Genomic DNA, 19,768 nt, shown 5'->3' on the forward strand with positions numbered 1-19,768 from the left:
TCCGCAATGAGTAATACGTGCCGTGAATAAATAGAAAGTGTGCCATGCGTTTTTCTAAAAGGTAGTGAGTCAAATAAATAAACTACTTAAAGGGTCCGATATCGGACGAATAGGGGGAAAGGTGAATATTCTTAGTTACTTGCAAAAAGTGGGTCGGGCTCTGATGGTCCCAGTGGCCACACTGCCTGCAGCCGCGATACTGATGGGTGTGGGCTACTGGATAGACCCGGTCAGCTGGGGTGGTGATAATGCGCTAGCGGCATTGTTTATCAAGTCCGGTGCCGCCATCATCGATAATATGTCCGTGCTGTTTGCCATTGGTGTGGCTTATGGTATGTCAAAAGATAAAGACGGTGCTGCTGCACTGACCGGCTTTGTAGGCTTCCTGGTATTGACGACTCTGTGTTCGCCAGCCGCGGTTTCGATGATTCAAAAGATTCCGGTTGATCAGGTTCCTGCTGCTTTCGGCAAAATCAACAACCAGTTCGTGGGTATCCTGGTGGGTATCATCTCAGCTGAGTTGTACAACCGCTTCAGCAGCGTTGAATTGCCAAAAGCACTCTCTTTCTTCAGCGGTCGCCGTCTGGTTCCGATTCTGACGTCTTTCCTGATGATCGTGGTTGCCTTCATTCTGATGTACGTTTGGCCACTGATTTATAACGCATTGGTGACTTTCGGCGAATACATCAAAGATATGGGTTCTGTGGGCGCGGGTATCTATGCTTTCTTCAACCGCTTGCTTATCCCTGTCGGTCTGCATCATGCCCTGAACTCTGTGTTCTGGTTTGACGTTGCTGGTATTAACGATATTCCTAACTTCCTGGGTGGCCAACAGTCCATCGATAGTGGTAAAGCTGTTGTCGGTATCACTGGTCGTTATCAGGCTGGTTTCTTCCCAATCATGATGTTTGGTTTACCGGGTGCTGCGCTGGCGATTTATCACTGTGCCCGTCCGGAAAACAGAGCGAAAGTGGCGGGTATCATGTTGGCGGGGGCATTTGCTGCCTTCTTCACCGGTATCACTGAGCCGCTTGAATTCTCCTTCATGTTCGTGGCTCCAGTGTTGTACTTCATCCACGCCGTGCTGACCGGTATTTCTGTGTTCATTGCAGCCAGTATGCACTGGATTGCAGGTTTTGGTTTCAGCGCCGGTCTGGTGGATATGGTGTTGTCTTCGCGTAACCCGCTGGCGACACATTGGTACATGTTGATCCCGCAAGGTCTGGTGTTCTTCGCTATTTACTACGTGGTATTCCGTTTCACCATCAAGAAATTCAACTTGCTGACTCCAGGCCGTGAACTGGCTGTTGAAGGCAGTGAAGAAGATGGTTATGACGTCAATGTTGATAAGACACCTGAAGTTAACGAAAGCGAAATTAATGGCTTAGCGCGTCGTTACATTAGTGCCATTGGCGGTTCAGATAACCTGACAGGTATTGATGCTTGCATCACCCGTCTGCGTTTGAACGTGAAAGATTCTGCATTGGTCAATGACAGTGTCGCCAAGCGTTTAGGCGCTTCAGGTGTTATTCGTCTGAACAAACAAAGTGTGCAAGTGATTGTGGGGACCCGTGCGGAACTGATTGCTTCGGCAATGCGTACGGTATTGGCTGGTGGCCCGGTTCCTGCGGCAAGTAGCTCCGCTGCTCCTGCTGCGGCCAAGCCTCAGGCGGTCATTAACACCACGAAAACAGCTTCCCTGATATTGGTTTCTCCAATTACTGGTGATGTTGTTGCTTTGGAAGAAGTTCCTGACGAAGCCTTTGCCAGCAAAGCGGTAGGTGAGGGTATTGCTATTCGTCCGACGGATAAAATAGTGGTTTCTCCGGCGAACGGCACCATCGTAAAAATCTTCAATACTAACCATGCCTTCTGCCTGGAAACTGAAACCGGCGCTGAAATTGTGGTTCATATCGGGATTGATACGGTGAAACTGAACGGCCAGGGCTTTGCACGTCTGGTTGAAGAAGGTGCCACTGTGGTTGCTGGGCAACCGGTATTGGAGCTGGACTTGGCTTATCTGAATGCTAATGCGCGCTCAATGATTAGCCCAGTTGTCGTCAGTAATATTGATGATTATGCCGGTATCTCGGTATTGGCAGGGGGTTCTGTGGTTGCCGGCCAAAGCCAGTTGTTTGAGATCCAAGGCAAATAACTTGAGATCCAAGGTAAATAATGAGTTTAAGATTCGCAGTGAAAAAGTGCTGATGTACTGAGTCACTGGCCTGAGTTTTAATCAAAGCAGCGGGAAGAGAGCGATCTCTTCCCGTTTTTTTGTTTTATTTCCTGTAACAAACGGTTGTTTCCAAGTCGGGCTTGTTGGATTATACCTGTCATCTTTCAAGTTGCAGGTGTGTTGGCTGCTCTCATTCACCCGAATCACTTACTTGTGTAAGCTCATCGGGACTCTCTCGTTTGCCGCCTTCCTGCATGCTTGAAATCTATTAGGTAAATATGCGGTTATATTTGTTGCGTTTGCATTGAGGAATAGAACAATGAGTGAGGCAGAAGCCCGCCCGAGTAATTTTATCCGTCAGATCATTGACGAAGATTTAGCCAGCGGCAAACACACGTCGGTTCATACCCGCTTTCCGCCTGAGCCAAACGGCTACTTGCATATTGGTCATGCGAAGTCTATTTGCCTGAATTTTGGTATTGCACAAGACTATCAGGGCCAATGCAACCTGCGTTTTGATGACACCAACCCGGTGAAAGAAGATGTCGAGTTCGTCGAGTCGATTAAACGCGATGTCGAGTGGCTAGGCTTCACCTGGAGCGGTGATGTCCGTTACTCCTCAGACTATTTTGATCAATTGTTCCAGTACGCTGTAGAGCTGATTAACAAGGGCTTGGCGTATGTGGATGAACTGACTGCCGAGCAGATGCGCGAATATCGCGGCACGCTGACCGCACCGGGTAAAAATAGCCCTTATCGCGATCGCAGTGTGGAAGAAAACCTGGCACTGTTTGAGAAGATGCGTGCCGGTGGTTTTGCTGAAGGCACCGCTTGCTTGCGCGCTAAAATCGACATGGCCTCACCCTTTATGGTCATGCGTGATCCGGTGTTGTATCGCATTAAGTTTGCTGAGCATCACCAGTCAGGTAACAAGTGGTGCATCTACCCGATGTATGACTTTACCCATTGTATTTCTGATGCGATCGAAGGAATTACCCATTCACTCTGTACTTTAGAGTTCCAGGATAACCGTCGCTTGTATGATTGGGTGCTGGATAATATCTCCATTGAATGTCATCCGCGTCAGTATGAGTTTTCTCGCCTGAATCTCGAATACTCCATTATGTCGAAGCGTAAGCTGAACCAATTGGTGACCGAGAAAGTGGTAGAGGGTTGGGATGACCCCCGTATGCCGACCATCTCTGGCTTACGTCGTCGTGGCTACACCGCAGCATCAATCCGTGAATTCTGCCGCCGTATTGGTGTCACCAAGCAGGATAACAACGTTGAGATGATGGCGCTGGAATCCTGTATCCGTGATGATCTGAACGAAAATGCGCCACGGGCTATGGCCGTTCTTGACCCCATCAAGGTGGTTATCGAGAACCGTGCGCTAGGGGAAGAGTGGCTGACCATGCCAAATCACCCGAATAACCCGGATATGGGCACCCGCCAGGTACCTTTCGACAGTGAGATTTATATTGATCGCGCTGATTTCCGTGAAGAAGCTAATAAGCAATACAAGCGCTTGGTTCTGGGTAAAGAAGTGCGCCTGCGTAATGCTTATGTGCTCAAAGCTGAGCGTGTTGAAAAAGACGCAGAAGGCAATGTCACGACACTTTATTGCAGCTATGACGCAGAGACTTTAAACAAAGACCCTGCTGATGGTCGTAAAGTGAAAGGTGTTATTCATTGGGTTTCAGTCAAGCATGCATTGCCAGCGGAAATCCGTTTATATGACCGTTTGTTTAGTGTGCCAAACCCAGCGGCGGCGGAAGATTTCTTGTCCACCATCAACCCTGAGTCTTTGATTATCCGTCAGGGCTTTGTTGAACCAAGCTTGGCTGATGCGACGCCAGAAAGAACCTATCAGTTTGAAAGAGAAGGCTATTTCTGTGCGGATAGCCGTTATTCACGGCCAGAAGCCTTGGTGTTTAACCGCACTGTAGGTCTGCGTGATACTTGGGCTGCTAAGGTGACTAACTAATCTAGTCCCCAGATTCACCTCAATTGGCGTGGCTTAGTCCACGCCTTTTTTATGCCCACCATAAGGTTATTGTTAGTTTTACTAAACACGACGCTCTCCTTTCAATTTCTTCTTTTTCCCCATCCTATTCTTTGGTCAATCTCGACTGATTGTATTCTTTTCTCTCCTTTGAGTGGCTGTCTGTAAGTCTTTCTTAAATATTCGCTTTACGAATTAACTAAGTAAATAACACCATTTTAATCGGATAAATCTTATGTTTTATTGGTTAAGCTGAAACCATTCAAGATGTCAATATAAGACGATTTTGCTTTATAAATATCCTCTTATTCATTGTTTTTTAAGCTTTTGTGAACTATGTAATATTTTTTCACAGTTATGTGCTCATTGTCATACTTTGAATAATTAGCTCCTTTTTTGATTGATAATTCGCGTCGCGAAAAATAGTCTATCTTCCAGCAACAAGCTTCGTGAGTGTGTATTTCGACAGCGAAGTTTGTTTTTTATGAGCAACTGCTGGTGGAGGTTTCTTCCCAGCAAAACTTTACCCACTAGGGTTTTTTGAGGCTAAACCTGTGAGCTGTGGTGGACACAGGGACGGCACTTTAAATGTGATGTCAAAGAGGAATTTTTTCATATGGTTACGCACGGTGCTAAACGTAAAACATTAGCGCTCGCAGTCGCGGGTGCATTGTTAGGAACGGGGTTTATGGCAGCCCCTGAAGCCAAGGCAGAAGGCTTTGTTGATGATTCATCACTGACGGGTGGTATTTACTATTGGCAGCGTCAGCGTGACCGTAAGGATTTAACGCCGGGTAGCGCAGAGTATGGCAAGTATGTCGCTAACCTGCATCACTCCACCTTTAACGCCAATCTCGATTTCTCATCCGGCTATGCCGCAGATATCTTCGGTATTGATTTAGCGGCTTTCGGCGCAGTTGAAATGACTAACAGCGGCCCAGCGGCCCCAAACGAAATTGGCTTCAGTGATGCCAAAACCCGTTGGGATGAAAAATGGACCGGCGATAAGAGTGGCGTCAGTATTTACAAAGCAGCAGCCAAATTTAAATTAGGTGATTTCTGGGCGCGTGGTGGTTATATCCAACCGACTGGCCAGACACTGTTAGCTCCACACTGGAGCTTTATGCCAGGCACCTATCGTGGTGCTGAAGGCGGCGCGAAATTTGATTTTGATACAGCGGGCGCACTGTCCATGTCTTACATGTGGACTGATGAATATAAAGCGCCTTGGTATCAGAATATGTACAACTTCCGTCAAGCTGATGGTAAGACCGGCATAAGTTACCTGCACTCAATTGGTGCCAAATACGACTTTAAAAACAAGCTGGTACTGGAAACCGCATTCGGTCAAGCCAAAGATTACATGGACCAATACTTTGCTAAAGCCTCTTATGCTTTCCCAGTTGCGGGTAATGATCTACGGACTTCTTATCAATTCTACGGTGCGAAAGACAAAGTCGATGGCGGTTTCAAAGATGTTAATGACGTCTATGACGGCCTTGCCTGGCTGCAAGCATTGACTCTCGGCTATACCACTGGGCCATTTGATTTACGCCTGGAGGGGACTTGGGCCAAAGCTGACGGTAACCAAGGCTATTTCCTGCAACGTATGACCCCAGGCTACGCAACCTCCAATGGTCGCTTGGACGTGTGGTGGGATTCCCGCTCTGACTTCAACGCCAACGGCGAAAAAGCGCTGTTTGGTGGCGTGATGTATGACCTGAAAAACTGGAATATGGCCGGTTGGTCAGTCGGGACTTCTTATGCTTATGGTTGGGATGCCAAACCAAGCACCAATCCAATTTATGACCAGAATGTGCGTTTGAAAGAATCTGCATGGAACTTTGACGTGCTGTATACCCTGCAAGAAGGCCGGGCGAAAGGCACATTATTCAAACTGCATTACACCATGTATGACAACCACACCAATATCCCAAGCTATGGTGGCGGTTTCGGCAACGTATTCCAGGATGAAAAAGACGTCAAATTCATCGTGATCGCGCCATTTACTATCTTCTGATTTTACCCCGTTTGATTGCCATCCCCGGCCACCGTGCCGGGGACATAATGGAGTGCCACCATGAAAAAAGTCCTTTTTATCATTGCCGCAGTAATGGGATTAAGTGCTTGCGCCACACAAGGCCCAGTCCAGCCGGAAGACAGCAAACTTAAGCAAGCTTACAGTGCTTGTATTAATGCCAGCGAAGGTCAACCAGAAAGATTGATCCCGTGTCAGGCGGTGCTGAACGTCTTGAAACAAGAAAAAGCACATCAAGCTTTTACGGACAAAGAGACTGTCCGGGTATTGGATTATCAGCGTTGTATTGATGCAGCCCATACCGGCAATGGTCAAGCCTATGACGCGCAGTGTGGCAAGTTGTGGCAAGAAATTCGCAAAAAAAATTAATTAGATTATAAAAAACAAGTAATTAAGTTCGCGACAGAAATTTAACTAACAATAATGACTGCCAGTAGCGATTTTGGCAGTGATTATTCATTACGGATGAGGTTAGTGATGAACAAATTCAGATTGAACGCGTTAGCGGCAATAACCGCAACCTTTGGCTTGATGGGGTACGCGCATGCGGACACCACTAACCAACAGCTGGTGGATCAACTCAGCACGTTGAAAGTTAACTATAAAATACTAGATAACCGCGCTGCTGAAAATGGCGTGGATTGTGCCAGGTTGGGGGCTGACTGGGCATCATGTAATAAGGTCTTGATTACTTTGACCAACACCGGGGATGAGATCAAAGGCCAAGATTGGGCCATTTACTTCCACAGCATCCGTCGGATTCTGACTACCGATGACGACCAATTCAAGATTACTCACCTGACTGGCGACCTGCATAAAATTGAACCTACCGCTAAATTCGCCGGCTTCCCCGTCAATCAGGCGGTTGAAATCCCGATCACCGGCGAATACTGGCAGTTATTTGCCACTGACTTTATGCCGCGTTGGTATGCCACTTCAGGTGATGCGCAGCCAAAAGTGCTGAAAAGCACCGATACTGAGGATATTAATGAATATCTGACTCAGTTTACGGGCGATCAGTGGAAGCGCACTAAAGACGACAATAACGTGCTGATGACGCCGGCATCCCGTTTTGTTAAAAACGAAGCAGTGAAAAGGTTGGCAGCAGCTAACCTGCGCGGGCAGATTATCCCGACGCCGATGGAAGTGAAGATTCACCAACAAGATGCTGATTTGAGTCAAGGCGTTGCTCTTGACCTGAGCGCTTTACCAAAACCAGCCGCTGATGCTGCACAACAGCGTTTTGAATTACTGGGTTTGAAGTCGGATTCCGCTGGCTTCCCGATTAAAACGCTGATTCAACCATCTGCTTTTAAAGGTGATTTAGCCGTTTCTGGTGCCTATGAGCTGAAAATCGGCGAAAAAGGGGCGCAAGTCATAGGTTTTGACCCTGCTGGGGTGTTCTACGGTTTGCAATCGATTCTTTCTTTAGTGCCAGTTGATGGTAGCAAGAAGATTGCAACATTGGAGGCCAAAGATGCGCCGCGCTTTGAATATCGTGGTGTCTTCCTGGATGTCGGGCGTAACTTCAAAACCAAAGATGCGGTGCTGCGTTTACTCGATCAAATGGCCGCTTACAAGCTGAACAAATTCCATTTCCACCTCAGTGATGATGAAGGCTGGCGTATTGAGATCCCAGGTTTGCCAGAACTGACGGATGTCGGTAGCAAACGTTGCCACGATTTAACGGAAACCACCTGTTTATTGCCACAATTGGGTTCTGGCCCGGATAGTAATAATCTGGGTTCCGGCCATTTTACCCGCGCTGATTACATCGATATTCTCAAATACGCCAAGGCGCGTCAGATTGATGTCATTCCTGAAATTGATATGCCAGCCCATGCTCGTGCGGCTGTGGTATCAATGGAGGCCCGCTACAACAATTTGATGAAGCAGGGCAAAGAAAAAGAAGCCAACGAATTCCGTCTGGTCGACCCGACAGATGATTCTCAAACGACTTCAGTTCAGTTGTATGAGCGCAAAAGTTATCTCAACCCATGTCTGGATTCTTCTAAGCGCTTTGTCGACAAAGTGATCGGCGAAATGGCTCAGATGCATAAAGAAGCCGGTATGCCGCTAAACACTTGGCATTTTGGCGGCGATGAGGCCAAGAACATCCGTCTGGGGGCCGGGTTCCAGGACAAAAATAGCCCGATTGAGCCGGGCAAAGGCATCATTGATAAGAGTGTTGAAGATAAGCCGTGGGCCAAATCACAGGTTTGTCAGGACATGGTCAAGCAAGGAAAAATTCAGGATGTTGAGCATCTTTCCAGCCACTTCGCCATTGAAGTCAGCAAGCTGGTGAATGCCCATGGCATCGAAAAAATGCAAGCCTGGCAAGATGGCCTTAAAGATGCCAAAGATTCGAAAGATTTTGCGACCAAACGTGTGGGCGTTAACTTCTGGGATACCCTCTATTGGGGCGGGGCCGATTCAGTCAATGATTGGGCCAATAAAGGCTATGAAGTGGTCGCGTCCAACCCGGACTATGTCTATTTCGACATGCCGTATGAAGTTAACCCAAATGAACGCGGTTATTACTGGGCAACTCGCTTCAACGACGAAGCCAAAGTCTTCAGTTTCGCGCCGGATAACATGCCGCAAAATGCTGAAACCTCGGTCGACCGCGACGGTAATCACTTCAGCGCCAAGAGTGACAAACCTTGGCCGGGTGTGCAGGGTATTTCAGGCCAATCATGGAATGAAACTGTTCGGACTGACGAACAGATGGAATACATGATTTTCCCACGGGTATTGCCGCTGGCCGAACGTGCCTGGCATCGTGCGCCATGGGAGCAAGATTACCAAGCAGGTCGCGAGTACAAAGGTGGCGAAACCCATAGGGTCGATACTAAGGCGTTGAACTCAGATTGGCAGCGTTTTGCCAATATTATGGGACAACGTGAATTGGCGAAACTGGATAAAGCCGGTGTTGCTTACCGCTTACCGGTTCCGGGGGCGCGTGTCGTTGCAGGGGAGTTGGAAGCTAACATTTCCTTGCCGGGGCTGATTATCGAGTATTCCACTGATGGCGGTAAGCAATGGCAGAAATATGATGTCAAAGCCCAACCTAAAGTCAGCGGTGACGTGTTGATTCGCTCGACAAGTCCGGATGGTAAACGTAGTAGCCGGGCAGAGCCGGTTAAAGTCTGATTATTGCTGTCAAAGTGCTGTGTCTGATGTTAACTCCTGTTTGCCAGGCTTTTATACCCGTTATACTTCAAGCTGCATGTGCGTTGGCTGTCTTTGTTCGCCCCAGTCACTGACTTGTGTCAGCTCCTAGGGATTCGCTCAATTGCCGCCTTCCTGCAACTCGAATTATTTAGGGTATAGGTAAACAACATTATGTGAAGTTGAGTTGATGGTTTTTTCCCCGGCGAGTCCGGGGTTTTTTTGTTTCAAATTCATGTGAATGGCCATTAAATGAGTAATGAAAAAATGAATTTGTCACGAAGAGAGGGATGCAGGAGATCAGTAACAAAAATGACCACCTGACTCCCAACTGAAATAACTTGTGGGAAAGGCGGCCATCTTGCGAATTGCTTATTTCAGCATTATGTGAAAATCTTTATATGATCAATGAGATAAAACCATATTATTTTGGATCGTGCGCAGACTCGTCTTCACGGCAATTGCCAGTGGCACAGTGGCCATAGAGATACAGGCTATGATTGGTCAGCTTGATGCCATGCTTTTCAGCAATATCACGTTGCTGTTTTTCAATCTCTTCATTGCTAAATTCAATCACTTTGCCGCAATCCAAGCAAATCAGATGATCGTGATGATGCTGTTGCGTCAATTCAAAGACTGATTTACCGCCTTCGAAATTGTGGCGGGTCACAATACCGGCATCATCAAACTGGTTCAGTACGCGGTAAACCGTCGCCAGACCAATTTCTTCACCGATATCGATCAGCTTTTTATAAAGATCTTCCGCGCTGACGTGATGGTTAACCGGATCTTGTAACACTTCCAGAATCTTAAGCCGGGGCAGCGTTACTTTAAGGCCTGCATTTTTTAAGGCTTTGTTGTTGTCAGTCATGCGGATTCAGTCCTATTACTATCGATTCAAATTAAGGCCGTTCAGCCTATGACATCCGTGGCGCAATATTCTCAATTGCGTCTCATTATAGAACTGCTAGCCCCAAATGAAAACCGTGGTTGTTAACAAAGATATAATTGCACACTTTGCCCCATTAATCATGCAATGTATTGATGGGTGGGATTGTTGCATCATTTAAGTATATGGTTGCTGGGTGTAACGTTACAAATTTGTAGCGGTTTATTTTCATTTTGCACGGATGAATATGCGGATCTGTGGGCGGCTTAACAAGTCTATTCGTCATCCTTCAAGCTGCATGTGCGTTGGCTGCTCTCGTTACTCGGCCAGTCAATGATTCGGGCCTCACTCACTTGCCGCTTTCCTGCAACTCGAATTATTTAGGGTATATAGCGAGAGGCGTTAGAGGTAACGGAAACGCGGTTTGATGTTTAACATCACCCTCGCGTTTCCGACACGGCAAGTTAACCGGTAATTTCAGCGAGATTCAGTTCTTCACTGATCTGTTTTACCCAAGCGCTAACACGTTCATTCGTCAATTCTGGCTGGCGATCTTCATCAATAGCTAAACCGACAAAGTGATCATCATCCGCCAAGCCTTTGGAGGCTTCGAAGTGGTAGCCTGCGGTTGGCCAGTGGCCGACAATAGCAGCACCGCGTGGTTCGATGATATCGCGCACAGTCCCCATCGCATCACAGAAATATTCTGCGTAATCTTCTTGGTCGCCGCAACCGAACAACGCGACCAGCTTGCCGTTGAAATCGATCTCTTCCAGTGTCGGGAAGAAATCATCCCAATCACACTGGGCTTCACCGTAATACCAGGTTGGGATACCGATCAGCAGAATATCGAAGCCTTCTAAATCTTCTTTGCTGCTTTTGGCAATGTCATGAACCTCAGCAACATCTTTGCCCAGTTGCTTTTGGATCATCTTGGCAATGTTTTCGGTATTGCCAGTATCGCTGCCAAAGAAAATGCCTACAGTTGCCATATAACTTAATACCCTTAAATTCAAATAGTTATGCAAATTACTGAGCGCTCTGCCCAATAATATAACACATGTATAGGGCCATATAATGCCAGAAAATCTCGCCAGGCCGATATCAAGTTTATGCGATATAAAATTTTTGTGAGTCGCTCAACCTTATAACGTCATTGCCGATAACCTTCATGTAACCGAAAGGTTGCAATTTGCGGTGCCAAGGGGGAAACCGTCAAATGAAAATTTGCCGGGAAAGGAGTTGTCGTTAGCTGTATGGAACGTCCTTTATTGCTTTTCGGTCATCAAATAACACCAGGTTTTTAACGGTAACTATCCGATATATAAGGGGAACTAACATGCAGTTTTTAAGAAATATTACCATCAGAGCCGCACTACTTTGGGTGCTTGGGGCTTTTTGCCTGCTATGGGGCGGAGTATCGGGTTATACATTGTTATCACTGAATCAACTAACACAATCCACTAATGCCAGCAGTGTGTTGGTTGAAAATATGAATTTGGTCAATCAGGGGACGGATCAATATTTTCGGATGGTTACACGCCTGGCCCGTTCAGTAGATTATCGACAGGGCGGTAATATTGCGGATGCCGATAAAGAACTCAAATCATCCAATGTTGCACTTGAGAATCTGAAAAAAAAGTTGGCGCAGTTTAAAGCCATCGACCATGCACAAATTGACCCCGCATTGGTGAATGGGGTGATTGATGGGTGGAGCGGATTAATTGATCAGGGTGTGACGCCGCTGTATCAGGCGGCAATGGATAACAATAGCGCAGTCTATGAGGACTTAGCCAAAAAAACAGTGCCAGCGCTAAGTCGCCAATATGGATCTGTTGTGGAGGATTTTAATCATGCCGCCTCTAAAGCCATCGGTGTGGCTAAAGAGCAATTTGCTCGTCTGACCAAAATCAGTAGCATGATATTAATCTCTGCTTTGGTGGCGGGATTAGTGATTTTGCTAGTAACGGATCGCTACCTGGTCATCAACATGGTGCGCCCGCTGGATGATATTCGCGCACATTTTCGGGTGATTGCTTCAGGCCAGCTTGGGCAGCCCATCGCGGATTTTGGTCGTAACTGTGTCGGGCAATTGTTTCCACTGCTACGTGATGTGCAGGCCAGTTTAGCTAACACGGTAAAAGCTATCCGCAGCAGCACGGATGGGATTTATCACGGGGCGGCAGAAATTTCTGCCGGTAATACGGATTTATCATCGCGCACTGAGCAGCAGGCGGCGGCGTTGGAAGAGACAGCCGCGAGTATGGAGCAGTTGACGGCAACGGTAAAACATAATGCAGATAATGCACATCACGCTAGTCAACTGGCGGCAAATGCTTCTATCACCGCCAAAAAAGGGGGGGCGCTGGTGGCCGATGTGGTGCATACCATGGATGATATCTCCGCTAGTTCACGCAAAATAGCCGAAATTACCACGGTAATTAACAGTATTGCTTTCCAGACCAATATTCTGGCACTAAATGCCGCCGTTGAAGCGGCCAGAGCCGGAGAGCAAGGTCGGGGGTTCGCCGTGGTCGCCAGTGAAGTCCGCAATCTTGCTCAGCGCAGTGCACAGGCGGCGAAAGAGATTGATAGCTTAATAACCGAATCAGTAAGCCGTGTTAGCAGCGGTTCGGCATTGGTAGAAAGTGCCGGGATAACCATGGATGAAATTGTTCGTTCCATCACCAATGTCACAGATTTAATGGGCGAGATAGCCTCGGCGTCTGATGAGCAAAGTAAAGGCATCACTCAGGTCGGGCAGGCGGTGGCGGAGATGGACAGTGTGACTCAGCAAAATGCTGCGCTGGTGCAGCAAGCTTCCCGAGCGGCGGCTTCGCTGGAGGAACAGGCGGCTCAGTTAAACCAAGCGGTAGCCGTGTTTAAATTGCGGTCAGATGATGAGCGAGCCAAACCGGTAACCAAACCTCGGGCTACGGTTTTAGCGGCGACGCCGACGAGTAAGGTGGATAACAACACAAACTGGGAAACTTTCTAGCTCTATTTTTCAAAGACTGTTTTTCAAAAACGACTGTAAGGATATTGGCGTGGCGTAATCACTTACGCCACGCCGTCGTGATAACCGATGGGGGTAAAACCAATGGGGTTGAAACCAATGGGGGCTAAAACCGACAGGATTAAAACCCTTTTTGTGAGTGTTCTAATTGAGCCAGTAACATCTGTTCAATCAGTTCACTACGGCTGATGTTACGCTGCTCAGCAAGGCTATTGAGAGCATCGACGGCATCGGCATTAATCTTCAGTTCCACGCGTCGTAAGCCACGTACTTTATCGCGCCGTAGTTGATTTCGCTTATTAATTCTAAGCTGTTCATCACGGGATAATGGGTTTGTTTTCGGGCGCCCCGGACGGCGTTCATCTGCGAACAGATCCAGCGTCGTGCGATCCGTTTGTTCTTTTGCCATAGGTAGCGGTACTACAAGGGATTTACATCAGAAATTTCTGATGATTCGTTTTACACGTTTCAGGCCGATACCTTCATTAGTTGACATCGCTCATAACCCTGCAATGTCAACTAATTTCAGTATGAACTAACAGCCTGAATTTGCATTTGCCACCAAACTCCGCAGCAAATTTATAGCGCGCCATAATACCCTAGCCAACCGAGCAACGACAATGCTTTACTGTGATTAGATTGGTCTAATTCATTCTTTTTCGCACAATTTTTCCACAGGAAATACATTTCTTTTCCCCAGGGTATGATTTTTAATCAACATCCATTGCGCGCGGTTCATTTTTTGTTCAGCACTATTTTTCGCCACGGCTGTTTTCAGTGATAAAACAGCTTTAATCTATAAATCGGTGAATTGCGCGTAACACAGAATCCGGTTTTTCCGCATGAACCCAGTGGCCGGTTCCGGCAACGACATGAGCTCGGGCTTGCGGAAACTGGCGCGCAATCTCATCGCGATAACTGTCTTGAATATAGGGCGACAGTTCACCGCGAATAAACAAAATAGGGTGTGAGCTAGGGGGGATCGGCTGCCAGCCAACAATATTTCCGTATTGATCCCACAATGCGGGCACGTTAAACCGCCATTCTCCATTGTGGAATGATTTCAATAAGAACTGAATAACGCCGTCTTCTTTTATGAATTCGCGCATCAACTGAGCGGCTTCCTGGCGTTGCGTCACACCCGCGGCACTGACCGCATTAAGGGCGGCGAAAATGGTTTCATGGCGGCGCACTTGATAACTGATCGGCGCGATATCTATCGCGACCAGTTTTTCAATGCGCTCGGGTGCGATTGGCGTCATGGCCATTGCCACTTTACCGCCCATGGAATGGCCGATAATAATCGCTTTTTCTATCCTGAGGTTATCCATCAACTCCAGCACATCCTGCGCCATGCAAGGGTAATTCACTGTTGGTGAGCGAGGGGATAAACCGTGGTCGCGCAAATCGACCTGAATCACGTCATGGTCTTGATGTAAGTCACGGGCCAGTACCCCGAGGTTATCCAAGTTACCAAATAGCCCATGGATCAGAATAATGGGTAGGGAAGGGCTAGGAGAAAGTGCATTTTGTAAGCGGAAGTTTAATTTCATGGCGATGTTCATACAGAGAGACATTCTGCTTAGGTTAGCATGACTGAATGTACTTGAAACCAAAAGTGAGAATGAATGTTATCTGCCATTATCCGGGCAGATAAATCAATCAATCCTTTCTGTGGTTAGTATTTCTACAGCATCTTCATCCTATGAGGTTCTCCAATTTAAGTATTGGTCACTGCTGCTCTTGGATGCTGATAAATAACCCTCTGCTGCTTAATTACCTATCTAATCATGCTGTTTAGTGATCCAATCATATTGGCGGCAATCCAAAGTCATTGAGGGGAAAGTTGGATGCCCCCCTAGAGTCTGTTAATCTAACGGAAAGTGGCGAAGTATCGTGAAACCAGATGGTTGAAAAATGTAGATCAAAATTAAATTTTTCATGAACTGTCATAAAGAATATATAAAAATCAATTGAATTATTGTTTTGGATAAAGATGAAAACTATTGAACTCGACGAAGAGCTTTATCGCTATATCGCCAGCCATACGCAACACATTGGTGAGAGCGCGTCCGATATTTTGCGGCGCATGTTGAAGTTTACGGCCGGTCAGCCGATACCCAGCTTATCTACTCATAACTTATCAGCTAATAATGAAGTAGCCAAAATAGCGCCAGCTTCGGCGCCACGGGATCGCGTACGCGCAGTCCGTGAGTTGCTGCTGTCCGATGAGTATGCTGAGCAAAATAGGGCGGTTAACCGCTTTATGTTGGTGTTATCAACACTTTATACCCTAGATGCGCAGGCATTTGCCGAGGCGACCGAATCTTTACATGGCCGTACTCGGGTTTATTTTGCCGGTGACCAACAGACTTTGTTGCAAAACGGGACACACACCAAGCCCAAACATGTCCCCGGTACGCCATACTGGGTGATTACTAATACCAATACCGAGCGTAAACGCAGTATGGTGCAACATATCATGCTGACAATGCAGTTCCCGCCAGACTTGACCGATAAAGTGTGCGGGACTATCTAATTTCGTTGAAACAATACCCAAACAACTTGGAGTTGCAGCTAACAATCCTGCGATTTCAAGTGTGAAGGGGAGATAGGGAGTAGTGACTGTGGCTAATCACCCTCGTGCTGGGCAAGCTGCTCAGCAAAGCGATTTGATTAATGTTGCTCAGTTGACGTCGCAATATTATGTATTGCAACCTGATGCTGAAAATCAGGACCATGCAGTCAGGTTTGGGACGTCGGGCCATCGTGGCAGCTCATTGCGCCACAGTTTTAATGAAGCGCATATTCTGGCCATCGCGCAGGCGATTGCTGAAGTTCGCCATCAGCACGGCATTACTGGCCCATGTTATGTGGGTAAAGATACCCATGCGCTGTCTGAACCGGCCTTTATTTCGGTGCTGGAAGTGCTGACGGCGAATGGTGTCGATGTTGTGGTGCAGCAAGATAATGGCTTCACTCCTACCCCGGCTATTTCTCATGCCATTCTTTGCTATAACGCGCAGGGTAAAAATTTGGCCGATGGCATTGTCATCACGCCATCCCATAACCCCCCTGAAGATGGCGGTATCAAGTACAACCCACCGAATGGCGGCCCGGCTGATACCAATCTGACCTCGGTGATAGAAAAACGCGCCAATCAGTTACTCAGTCTGAAGTTAGAGGGTGTCAAACGTCAAACGTTGGCTAAGGCCTGGCGCGGCAACCATCTGCGTGAGCAGGATTTGATTCAGCCGTATGTTGAAGGTTTGGTCGATGTCGTTGATATCCCTGCTATTCAGCAGGCTGGTCTGAAATTGGGTGTTGACCCACTAGGTGGTTCAGGTATTGCCTACTGGCAGCGTATTGGCGAACATTATAAGTTAGATCTGACGTTAGTTAATGATTCTATCGATCAGACTTTCCGCTTTATGCATCTGGATCATGATGGTGTGATCCGCATGGATTGCTCATCAGAATGCGCGATGGCGGGCTTGCTGGCTTTACGTGATAAATTCGATTTAGCCTTTGCTAATGATCCCGATTACGACCGCCACGGTATTGTGACGCCAGTCGGTTTGATGAACCCGAACCATTATTTAGCGGTATCAATCAATTATCTGTTCCAGCACCGTCCACAATGGGGTGCAGATGTGGCGGTGGGTAAGACGCTGGTATCCAGCGCGATGATTGATAGAGTGGTGGCTGATTTAGGCCGTAAATTGGTGGAAGTTCCGGTCGGTTTCAAATGGTTTGTTGAGGGTTTGCACGACGGCAGCTTTGGATTTGGTGGTGAAGAGAGCGCTGGGGCATCTTTCCTGCGCTTTAATGGCAAACCTTGGTCGACGGATAAAGACGGCATTATTATGTGTTTGCTAGCGGCTGAAATCACCGCGGTTACCGGTAAAAATCCACAGCACCATTATGACGATTTAGCGAAACGCTTTGGCGCACCAAGTTATAACCGTATTCAAGCGCCAGCAACCCAAGCACAGAAAAACGCACTGTCCAAGTTGTCACCAGAAATGGTGACAGCCAGTACGCTGGCTGGTGACCCAATCACTGCCCGTCTGACGGCTGCCCCAGGTAATGGCGCATCCATTGGAGGGTTGAAAGTGATGACCGACAACGGCTGGTTTGCTGCGCGTCCATCGGGTACCGAAGACGCCTACAAGATTTATTGTGAAAGCTTCTTAGGCGCGGAGCATCGCGAAAAGATAGAGCAGGAAGCCGTCGATATTGTCAGTGCAGTATTAGCCGGTAAATAGTCATTACAGGTAAGAAATAGCGCCGGTTGGCGCTATTTCGCCAACACCCATATAAGCAAAAAAACAACGGCGATACTCGCTGTTGTTAATATTCGACAGTGACCAAACCGCCAGAGAAACTATCCATCGGTATTGAGGATTTTAAATATTTTATATTGGATTGATAGGCTTCTTTGGGAGCAAAAGAAGAGAGCGCCTGAGTAATATAGGTTATGTCAGGCAAGTTATCACCAAAATAGATAGCATTCTCTTCATACATTTCTCGCAATGTATTATTCTTCTCAATAAGTACATTAGTCAGGTTTCCCCTTGTTATTTGTTCAAAATCAGGTGTTTTTTCACAAAAAACATCAGAGAGTTCAGTTTGATAAGAATCACCAAAATCTTTTATCTTGCTCAATGCAGCCATTAATTTTTCAGAATCTCCATTGTATTTTTTCACTATATTATTAATCATTACTGCATGATTTTTTTTATCATACTCACTGCCATGACTAAGATACGATTTCGTCTGTAAGTTTTTAACTTTATAGCCATCTTCAGAATATTGGTCTTTGATGACAATGACCAGGTTATTAGGATGTTCTTCGGTACTCGATATCATCAAGTGATTGCCATAACGATTAAGCTTTAGTTGGTGAAAGAAATAATCGTCAATGCTAATTGTATTTTCTTCACCACTGTATTCAACTATCATATTAATGCCATCATAAGCAGAAAAGACATATAAATCATTGCCGGTTCCACCAGCTAAATAGTCATTGTTTTTTTGTCCCTCTATTCTATCGTTACCTTTTCCACCAAATATTATATCATTGCCGCGCCAACTGCTTTCACTGGCAAAACAGGCAAAGGCATCCGCATCGCCATGTAACTCATCATCACCCTCACCACCATCAAGAAAGTCATCACCCGCGCCGCCCGCCAGCCCATCATTACCTTCACCGCCAATCAAAACATCATTTCCACCTTGACCAAACAGCGAATCAAAAGAGTCATAACCCATAATAAGATCGTTGCCATCCCCACCTGCTAAGTTGTCATTTTTATCACCACCTGTAATAGTATTATTCCCCTCACCACCGGTGACCTCATTCCTTATATATTTATGCCCTGCGAAATTGTCATTTCCAGTTAGGTGAAATCTATTTGATGGCAGAGTATTAGTGATTAGATGGTATGCGGAGTTATATTTTAGATCTTTTCTAATGAGTAAGATATCTTTGTTGGGGCCATCGTAAAAATCTTTTCTTTTCTTGGTTTCTTTTAGCGTTAAGAATAACTCATTTTTTATTCCATTTTTGTCACGAAAAATGACAGATTTAACAATTAAATTTCCATTTTCAATTACGTAGTAAGTTTTGCTGAAAAAATAATTATTATCGGCAATTATAATGACTTTAAGTTTTGAGTCTGCATATTGGAAAAATACTTTGTCAGGTGATATATCGTCTAAAAAAATAGATTTCATTTCTCCATTAACTATCAATATACCTGTAATCGGAGTTATTCTTGTTTTTTTGTTACTTTTTTTAGTACTCAAAATAGTTTCCTTTTTTATATGTTATTGATCATCCTTCTATTGGATTCTAAAAAATAAATAATTTCAAATGAAGTCAAATAACATTATTGTTTATTATTGGTTATTTAATTAAACAGGATAATGAACTTGATTTTTTATGCAAATTACCCCAATGCTACCATCAATGCACCCGCAGTAATGAGTGCCACACCTAGCCCTGCAATTAATGAAATCTTTTCGCCAAACAGGATAAAGGCCAGAATCACGGCGAAGACCACACTGAGTTTATCAATGGGCGCAACTTGTGAGATATTACCATTCTTGATGGCTATAAAATAGAATAGCCAGGATAACGCCCCTGCGACACCACTAAGTACCACAAAAAGTAGCGCTTTTTTATCGGCTAATACGGTGCCGACCAGATTGAATTTTCCCTGAACCACCACCACGCCGACCAAAAATAGCGCCATCACCACAGCCCGCACGGCGGTTGCGGTATTGGCATCCAAATGTTGCAGGCCGATTTTACCGAAGATGGCGACTAAAGATGCTGAAACAGCGGACAGTAGGGCATAAATCAACCAAGTGCTCATAATAAATAAGACCTATTATCATTAAAAACCTGATGCTACGCCGTTAAGTTTATTTTTCATAGCCTTGAGAGGGATTTTATAGTGAATAAA

General features: G+C 46.2%; 14 protein-coding genes. 8 read left to right on the forward strand and 6 right to left on the reverse strand.

Annotated elements, in window-relative coordinates:
• Nucleotides 1–121 precede the first annotated feature (121 nt).
• From nagE to DXZ79_RS06590, 5 genes are all read left to right on the forward strand, one after another.
• Nucleotides 122–2,155: an N-acetylglucosamine-specific PTS transporter subunit IIBC gene (gene nagE, locus DXZ79_RS06570; RefSeq protein ID WP_038634738.1), complete on the forward strand. Its 2,034-nt coding sequence runs from the start codon at nucleotides 122–124 to the stop codon at nucleotides 2,153–2,155.
• A 340-nt stretch (nucleotides 2,156–2,495) separates the two neighbouring features.
• Nucleotides 2,496–4,163 carry a glutamine--tRNA ligase gene (gene glnS, locus DXZ79_RS06575; protein ID WP_050291446.1) on the forward strand — a complete coding sequence of 556 codons (1,668 nt, stop codon included), beginning with the start codon at nucleotides 2,496–2,498 and terminating at the stop codon, nucleotides 4,161–4,163.
• 634 nt (nucleotides 4,164–4,797) lie between these two features.
• Complete coding sequence (gene chiP / locus DXZ79_RS06580) at nucleotides 4,798–6,201, forward strand: chitoporin ChiP (RefSeq protein ID WP_050291445.1); 1,404 nt, start codon at nucleotides 4,798–4,800, stop codon at nucleotides 6,199–6,201.
• Nucleotides 6,202–6,261: 60 nt separating this feature from the next.
• On the forward strand, nucleotides 6,262–6,588 hold the full coding sequence (gene chiQ / locus DXZ79_RS06585; RefSeq protein ID WP_120011165.1) for a ChiQ/YbfN family lipoprotein: 327 nt from the start codon (nucleotides 6,262–6,264) through the stop codon (nucleotides 6,586–6,588).
• A gap of 108 nt (nucleotides 6,589–6,696) precedes the next feature.
• Nucleotides 6,697–9,372 carry a beta-N-acetylhexosaminidase gene (locus tag DXZ79_RS06590; RefSeq protein WP_038634728.1) on the forward strand — a complete coding sequence of 892 codons (2,676 nt, stop codon included), beginning with the start codon at nucleotides 6,697–6,699 and terminating at the stop codon, nucleotides 9,370–9,372.
• 442 nt (nucleotides 9,373–9,814) lie between these two features.
• Here the strand turns inward: DXZ79_RS06590 and fur are convergent, their stop codons facing one another.
• Both fur and fldA read right to left on the reverse strand, forming a co-directional pair.
• Nucleotides 9,815–10,261: a ferric iron uptake transcriptional regulator gene (gene fur / locus DXZ79_RS06595; protein WP_004390570.1), complete on the reverse strand. Its 447-nt coding sequence runs from the start codon at nucleotides 10,259–10,261 to the stop codon at nucleotides 9,815–9,817.
• Nucleotides 10,262–10,743: 482 nt separating this feature from the next.
• A complete protein-coding gene (gene fldA, locus DXZ79_RS06600; protein WP_038634724.1) occupies nucleotides 10,744–11,271 on the reverse strand; it encodes a flavodoxin FldA in 528 nt (175 codons plus the stop codon).
• A 347-nt stretch (nucleotides 11,272–11,618) separates the two neighbouring features.
• Between fldA and DXZ79_RS06605 the strand changes: the two genes are divergently transcribed.
• Nucleotides 11,619–13,277: a methyl-accepting chemotaxis protein gene (locus DXZ79_RS06605; RefSeq protein ID WP_050291444.1), complete on the forward strand. Its 1,659-nt coding sequence runs from the start codon at nucleotides 11,619–11,621 to the stop codon at nucleotides 13,275–13,277.
• 139 nt (nucleotides 13,278–13,416) lie between these two features.
• On the opposite strand, the gene ybfE is transcribed toward DXZ79_RS06605, so the two are convergent.
• Nucleotides 13,417–13,704, reverse strand: a complete 288-nt coding sequence (gene ybfE / locus DXZ79_RS06610; protein WP_004390567.1) for a LexA regulated protein — start codon at nucleotides 13,702–13,704, stop codon at nucleotides 13,417–13,419.
• Nucleotides 13,705–14,086: 382 nt separating this feature from the next.
• Entirely contained in the window at nucleotides 14,087–14,848 is a 762-nt protein-coding gene (ybfF, locus tag DXZ79_RS06615; RefSeq protein ID WP_120011166.1) for an esterase, read from the reverse strand.
• Between the two features lie 443 nt (nucleotides 14,849–15,291).
• Between ybfF and seqA the strand changes: the two genes are divergently transcribed.
• The gene (seqA, locus tag DXZ79_RS06620) at nucleotides 15,292–15,834 is read left to right on the forward strand and encodes a replication initiation negative regulator SeqA (RefSeq protein ID WP_038634715.1); all 543 of its coding nucleotides are present in this window, start codon (nucleotides 15,292–15,294) and stop codon (nucleotides 15,832–15,834) included.
• Between the two features lie 88 nt (nucleotides 15,835–15,922).
• The gene (gene pgm, locus DXZ79_RS06625) at nucleotides 15,923–17,563 is read left to right on the forward strand and encodes a phosphoglucomutase (alpha-D-glucose-1,6-bisphosphate-dependent) (RefSeq protein WP_038639650.1); all 1,641 of its coding nucleotides are present in this window, start codon (nucleotides 15,923–15,925) and stop codon (nucleotides 17,561–17,563) included.
• An 85-nt stretch (nucleotides 17,564–17,648) separates the two neighbouring features.
• Here pgm and DXZ79_RS06630 read toward each other — a convergent pair whose 3' ends face one another.
• Together DXZ79_RS06630 and DXZ79_RS06635 are read right to left on the reverse strand one after the other, a co-directional pair.
• On the reverse strand, nucleotides 17,649–19,106 hold the full coding sequence (locus tag DXZ79_RS06630; protein ID WP_120011167.1) for a calcium-binding protein: 1,458 nt from the start codon (nucleotides 19,104–19,106) through the stop codon (nucleotides 17,649–17,651).
• A 143-nt stretch (nucleotides 19,107–19,249) separates the two neighbouring features.
• Nucleotides 19,250–19,678 carry an EamA family transporter gene (locus tag DXZ79_RS06635; RefSeq protein WP_050291442.1) on the reverse strand — a complete coding sequence of 143 codons (429 nt, stop codon included), beginning with the start codon at nucleotides 19,676–19,678 and terminating at the stop codon, nucleotides 19,250–19,252.
• Between the last annotated feature and the right edge of the window lie 90 nt (nucleotides 19,679–19,768).

Origin of the sequence: Yersinia rochesterensis (assembly GCF_003600645.1) — a bacterium.
Classification (GTDB): domain Bacteria; phylum Pseudomonadota; class Gammaproteobacteria; order Enterobacterales; family Enterobacteriaceae; genus Yersinia; species Yersinia rochesterensis.